The sequence below is a fragment of the Nocardiopsis sp. CNR-923 genome (assembly GCF_001942255.1).
Taxonomy (GTDB): domain Bacteria; phylum Actinomycetota; class Actinomycetes; order Streptosporangiales; family Streptosporangiaceae; genus Nocardiopsis.
Map to the genome: position 1 here is coordinate 50,948 of NZ_MKKC01000079.1, position 6,539 is coordinate 57,486.

The following is a 6,539-nucleotide window of genomic DNA, read 5'->3' on the forward strand; positions in this document are numbered from 1 at the left end:
ATCCATCCCGGTACCGTCGAAACGCGATGATTCAATGAGGCATGGCTAGAACCCCTGGACGCTTGTCCTCGACGGCCACCAGCGGCCACATCCTGGAGATGATCCGCACCGGCGCGGCCACCAGCAGGTCGGAGATCGCGCGCACGACCGGTCTCTCCCGCCCCACGGTCGCCCTGCGCGTCACGGAGTTGATCGAGAGCGGACTGGTCGTCGAGGGGACGGGAGCCGTCTCCAGCGGGGGTCGGCCGCCCACGCTGCTGGAGTTCAACGCCGCCAGCGGCCTCATCCTCACCAGCGCCCTGGGAATGGCCCGGAGCCAGGCCGCCGTGTGCGATCTGGACGGCCGGATCCTGGTCCGCACCCCGGGCTCCCCGGACATGGAGCAGGGGCCGGAGGTCACGGTGCCCTGGCTCCTCGACACCTGGACCGAGCAGCTCGCCGCTCTCGGCCGCGACCCCTCCGACGTGCGCGGCGTGGGTATCGGACTGCCCGGCACGGTCGAGTTCCAGGCGGGCCGCGCCGAGGACCGCCCCGCCCTGGGCAAGTGGGCCGGCGTCCCACTCGCCCCGCTCGTCGCCGAAAGCTTCCCTGTGCCCGTGACGGTGGACAACGACGTGAACGTCATGGCCCTCGGCGAGCACATCGCGGGCGGGCACGGCCCCGCCGACGACATGATCTTCGTGAAGGTCTCCACCGGCATCGGCGCGGGACTGCTGTCCGGCGGCCGCATGCTGCGGGGCGCCTGGGCGCGGCCGGGGAGATCGGACACATCCCCGTCCGCGACGGCGGCGGACTCCCCTGCCGCTGCGGCAACACCGACTGCCTGGAGGCGGTCGCCGGCGGCCGGCGGCTGCTGGAGGGCGCCGCGGCGGGCGGCCGCCGCCTCGACGGGCTCAAGGAGTTGGTGGCCCTCGCGCAGGAGGGCGACCCGGTCGCGGTCACCCTCGTGCGGGACGCCGGCCGACGACTGGGAGAAGTGCTCGCCGGAGCGGTCAACCTGCTCAACCCCGAGGTCATCGTGCTGGGCGGCGATCTGTCCGAAGCCTACGACCACCTGGTCGCGGGCGTACGCGAGATCGTCTTCCAGCAGTGCACGGCCCTGGCCACCCGCCAGTTGCGCGTGGTGCCGAGCGCGCTGTGGGACGAGGCGGGCGTACGCGGGTGCGCGGCGATGGTGATCGAGGAGATCCTGTCGCCGGAGGCGGTGAACAAACTCCTGGCCGGATGAGCGTGTGCGACAGCGGCCGGCCGAGGCCGCTCCGGGCTCGCGCGTTCTCTGTCCACAGCCTGTGGACAGCGAGGTTTGCGCCCCCCGCACGGCCGGGCAGGCCATGAGAGTGAGGAATCTCCCCCTCACTCCCAGCACCGAATCGATTACGGCGAGGCGCGACCTGACCTGCGGCGACACCGTTGCCGACACGCGCCGTGCACCTGCTGGCACTTGACAAGCACGCCCGCGGTGCCGAATAGTCGCCCAGCACCCGGTCCCTCCCGCACACCTCCGCTCACCCCCATGACCGCGCCCCGTGCGGACCGCCGCCCGGAAAGGCACTCACAGTGTTAGAAAACAACCCCCTCTTGCTCGTCCTGTTGGGCGCCGCAGTCAGCCTGGTCACCAGCGTCGTCGTGACCGCCGTCCAGGCCCAGCTCATCCGCCGCGACGGGGTGCGCAACGCCTCCCGTTCCTCCGCCCGCAGCCTGACCAGCGCGTTCATCGCCGAGCGGGACGCCCAGGACGCCACCCAGAGCTTCCTCGCCGAGGCCGAGCTGACGGTCATGGCCATGACCGACCGCAAGACCCGCGACAGGCTCCGCGACGTCATCCGCCTCCTCCGCGAGCGCGAACTCCCCGAGATCGAGGAACTCAGCGGAGTCAAGTCGGCGCGCGCCCGGCAGCTACTGTGCGACCACGCGCTGGAGGTCCTCGGCGCACACCTGCGCGCCGAGCGCCTGCCCGAGGTGCCCGCCCAGGTCCGCAAGATGCTGAGCGTCGAGGAGGAGGCGCTCAGCATCCACGCGGGTGAGACGCCCAAGCCCGGCGAGCCCATCGCCAAGGCCCAGGTCACCCCCCGGCCCCGGCACAACGCCACCGGCAAGGCCGCGTCCCGCAAGACGGCCAAGAGCTCCGCGAAGAGCGGGACGACCACCCGGTCCGCCAAGAGCGGCGACACGGCCACCGACGCGGAGACCGAGAAGGACAGCGCCTTCTGGGACGACTGACGGACCCCGTCGACGCGTGGGCCGCACCCCGCGTCGTCGTGCCGGATCCGTCCACGGATCGTCGAAGACCCGCGCATTCGGCGGGTCGAACGTGATCAACGCGGCCCAGGATGCGAGAGTCGATCGCAGCAGCGTCAATGGACGACCACCCGGCGAAGAAACTGTGCGGCGCAATTGTGGTCAGTGACCCCGCGCGCGGACAACCGGAACGCGCGGCCGACGGCTTCTTCGCCTAGGATCACTGACACGCGCGGACACACCGGGATCCGACCGTTTCCCGGCCCGTCCGCCGCCCCGGGACCGACAGCCCCTCCCCCAGGCCCTCCCGGATCCCGCGGCGACCCGCGCCCGCTCTCCGCGTCCCCTCCTCTCCCCCCAGGACACGGATGTGCGCCCCACCGCGAGCCGGCGGCCATGACCTGCCGTCGGCCGAACTCACCGAGGTTGCCCGATGCGCGACGACACTTCCTCCGCCGACACCGGTGCGGAGGCCCCGACCGCTCCACCTCCCGTGCGCCGCCGATGGCGCCGCGCCCTCCTGTGGGCCGCCGCGGGCGTCGCCGTGCTGCTGGCCGGGGGGGTGGGGACCGCCTACGGCTACTACAGCTCCCTGCGCTCGGGGATGGTCCAGCACGATCTGAGCGCGGTGCTGGAGGAGGAGGACCGCCCGGACCGGCTCAACGACGCGGTCAACATCCTCTTCATGGGCGCCGACGGGTACGAGGAGGGCACCACCGCCTACAGCCGGGAGTTCGAGGGTGAACGCTCCGACGCGCTGATGCTCGCGCACGTCTCCCCCGGCAACGAGGGCGTCTCCGTGATCAGCTTCCCGCGCGACTCGCTCGTCATACTCCCCGACTGCGCCCCCTACGGCCAGTCCGAGGGCACCAGCGGCTACTTCGGCATGATCAACGCCGCGATGTTCCACGGTGGCCCGCCGTGCGTCGTGCGCACCGTCGAGTCGCTGACCGGCATCCGCGTCGACCACTTCGTGCACCTGAGCTTCATGAGCTTCCGCGACGTGGTCGACGCCATCGGCGGCGTCGAGATGTGCATCCCCGCACCGATGCGCGACGAGCGCTCCGGGCTGGACCTGGAGGCGGGGCAGCAGATCCTCGACGGCGACGACGCGCTGTCCTTCGTACGGGCGCGGTACGAGATCGGCAACGGCGGCGACATCGGCCGCATCGACCGTCAGCAGATGTTCCTCGGCGCGCTCGCCGAGCAGGTGGGTCGGCGCGAGGTCCTCACCAGCCCCTCCCGTCTCAACGGTCTCCTGAACGCGGTGGCCGAGAACAGCGCCACCGACCAGGACCTCACCCTCGACCGCATGCTCTCCATCGCGGTCACGCTCGCCGACGTCGATCTGTCCGACATCGAGTTCCACACCGTGCCGTGGTACCAGGCGCCCTACGACCCCAACCGGATCCTGTGGGACGAGGCGCGGGCCGCCGAGCTGTTCACGGCCGTGCGCGAGGACCGGTCGCTGCCCGCGCACCTGGCGGCGGACGAGGTCGGAGCCCCCCGCGATACCGTGGAGTCCGCCGCGCCCGTCGCGGTCCCGGAGACCGCCGCCTCCGGCGTGGGGGGAATCGACGGGGAAGAACCGTCCACCGCGCCCTTCGAGGGCCGCGACGCGACCGCGAACCCGTGCGTCGACGGTTTGGGCTTCGGCACCGGCCAGGCGAGCTGAGCCAGGGGACGCTTCCCCGAACCGGCCAGGAGCGCCGGGACGTCCCGACCCGCTCTTTGTCTCCGTCGTCCGGAGCCGCCCCGGCCCCGAACACGGACGACGCGGCCCCGGACTGGCTCGTCCGGGGCCGCGCTGGCCTCAGGCGGCGGGAACACGCGGTCTCCGCCGGTTCGCGCCGGGAACCCCCACAGTTCTGACCGGCGCCGCCGTCGGCGGACGGGTTCCGCTCACCGCCCGAGGCCCTGTGCGCCCGCCACCACCGGCGGGCGCACGTTCTCGGGGGTCAGGCCAGGACGCCGCCGACCATGTCGGTCACACCCGGGTCGACCTGAGGCTGACCCACGGTGGGCATCCCCTCGACGGCGACCAGGTCGCCGCCGAGCGCGTCCATGGGCACCAGGCCGGTCAGAGAGGAGGCGTCGGGGGCCGCCATGGGCAGGACCGCGGTGGGCTCGGGCAGCCCGACCGCCGGGAGCAGGGTGGTGGCGCCGCCGGTCAGGTCGGAGTTCTCCCCCGGGTCCAACGAGACGGGGGTGTCCGCGGCGGCCATCGGCAGGACCTCTCCGACCACGGCCGGGACGTCCCCCACCGAGCCGGGCGTCTCGGACGCGGCGACGGGGTGCGCCAGCGGCAGGGTGCCGCCCCCGGAGTTCACGCCGCCCAGCAGACCGCCCAGCAGACCGGAGACCGGGTCGCCCCCGGACCCGCCCAGCAGGTCGCTGACCGGGTCGCCCGCGGCCACGGCCTGGTGGTCGACCGCGTGCGCCAAAGGCATGGCGCCCTGCACGCTCCCCAGGTCCAGCGGACCGACGTTCGCGGCGTTGGCCTCGTCGCCGATCGGGGCGTGGACGGGAGCGCCCTCGCCGAGGACGCCGTCGACGGGGTTCGACTGGTGGTCGATCTCGGGGGTCGCCGAGACCGTGCCCGGCTCGACCTTGACGAGGTCGCCGAGGGGAGAGGAGACACCCTCGGTCAGCTGCGCGGGAACCTGGCTGCCCAGGTCGCCCAGGGGGAGGCCGTCGGTGACGCCGCCGAGGGTGTCGGCTCCCGCGATCCCCGCCCCGAAGGCGACGAAACCCGCGGTGCTGGCGGCCATCAGCGCGGTCCTGGCGGTGGTGCGCGCGGTCTTGAACATGGGATTCCTTCCGGAACTACGTAGGTGTACGGCTGTGTGTCGGGAGGGCGGCGGAGCGGGTGTCGGGCCCCGCTGCCCGACGGTCCGGTCCCCTGGCCGGGGGGACGCGTTCCGCGTGCTGCGATCATGCGGTCCGGAGAGCCCGTCACGCCTGGAGGGAGCGGCGGGACTCGGCCGGTCGACAGTCCTCGGTCTGGCTGACCACTGACTGACGTGAACCTCGCCGTCGAGGTGCGCGGCTCACGTCAACCCCCAGAGACGTCCGGACGGTGACCCGAGGCGGAGGCCGACGGGTGTCCCGGGTCTGGGCGGGAGGTGCCAGAAAGGGAAGGGTCGCTCAGCGACCCGACGGAGAGCGCCGTGCTAGTCGGGCGAGAAGGTCGGCTCGTCGGCGGAGTCGGCGGGCGCCGCGCGCAGAACGTGCCAGGCGGCCTGGAGTGGGCCGGGAGAGGGGGCGGGGGCCGTCGCGGCGGACAGGAAGCCCGCGACGCCGACGCCGCCGACCGCGCCGCCGGGCGCGGAGGACGAGGAGGCGACGGCCGAACGGGCGGAGTCGACGACGGCGCGGTGCCGCTCGTCCTTCCCGTCCGCGTCGGGCGCGACCTCGTCCGCCGAGTCGGGCGCGTGGGCGTCTGCGCCGTCCACCGGATGCTGAAGGGCGTGGACGACGAGCTCGGGCAGGACGGCGACATCCGCCTCGGGCGCCTCCTCGACTCCGTCGGTCGGCCCGTCTGCGTCGTCCCGATCCAGCTCGACGGCGGGATCGTGGGCGTGCTCGGGCTGCCCGTGACGGATCGCCTCGCGGATCCGTTCGGCCACGTCAGCGCCTTCGGCGACGGGCGTGGAGACGGAGTCGGAGGCCGCCTGGACCGCGTGCGACGTCCGTTCGCCCACACCGGCCACGGCCCCGCTCAGGGGCTGGCGGTCCAGTGCGGTCGCGACCGGGGTGACGACCCCGGAGCGGTTCCCACCGGGCTCGCCGCCGCGGTCCTCCGCGGCGCCGTGCTCGGCCCGGCCCTGCTCCGGCGTGCCCGCCACGGAGGTCCGGTTCTGCGCCAAGGCACCGAGTCCGCTGGCCTGCTCCACCTGCCCGAACAGCCCCTCCCCGGAAGAGCGCTCGGCCGCCTGGGCCGCGTGCGCGGGAGTGGCCGACGCCAACCAGACGGCGAACAGGGCCCCCGCGACGAGGACGGCCGACAGCAGCGCCCGCCGGACCGGTGCGGAGAGCACGACGGCACGGGCGCCGATGGCGCTCGCGAAGCCGTGGTTTCCAGACACCGGAGGTTCCTTCCGCCGAGGAGGACGTCAGACACGTGTGGGGTGGTCGGTTCCAGGGGGTACGACACCGGAGGTCAGCGCGCTCCGGTCCGTGCGGTGCGGGGCCTGACCAGACCTGAGGGGCCCTGCTGTTTCCGGACAGGCTTTGAACCGTCCGCATCACGCGGCCAGACGCATCTCCTGATGGGCCGCGTACACCTCCGCAGGAGTGTT

The 6,539-nt window shown here is 73.2% G+C and carries 3 protein-coding genes and 2 pseudogenes; 3 read left to right on the top strand and 2 right to left on the bottom strand.

What is annotated here, in order from left to right:
* Nucleotides 1–41: 41 nt before the first annotated feature.
* From BJF83_RS12195 to BJF83_RS12205, 3 genes and pseudogenes are all read left to right on the top strand, one after another.
* Nucleotides 42–1,228 (top strand): annotated as a pseudogene (locus tag BJF83_RS12195) (ROK family transcriptional regulator).
* Between the two features lie 329 nt (nt 1,229–1,557).
* A complete protein-coding gene (locus BJF83_RS12200) occupies nt 1,558–2,220 on the top strand; it encodes a hypothetical protein (protein WP_075926375.1) in 663 nt (220 codons plus the stop codon).
* 264 nt (nt 2,221–2,484) lie between these two features.
* A pseudogene (locus BJF83_RS12205) lies at nt 2,485–3,913 on the top strand (LCP family protein).
* 283 nt (nt 3,914–4,196) lie between these two features.
* Here BJF83_RS12205 and BJF83_RS12210 read toward each other — a convergent pair.
* A complete protein-coding gene (locus tag BJF83_RS12210) occupies nt 4,197–5,048 on the bottom strand; it encodes a hypothetical protein (protein ID WP_075926377.1) in 852 nt (283 codons plus the stop codon).
* A 363-nt stretch (nt 5,049–5,411) separates the two neighbouring features.
* A complete protein-coding gene (locus BJF83_RS12215; protein ID WP_075926378.1) occupies nt 5,412–6,326 on the bottom strand; it encodes a hypothetical protein in 915 nt (304 codons plus the stop codon).
* Between the last annotated feature and the right edge of the window lie 213 nt (nt 6,327–6,539).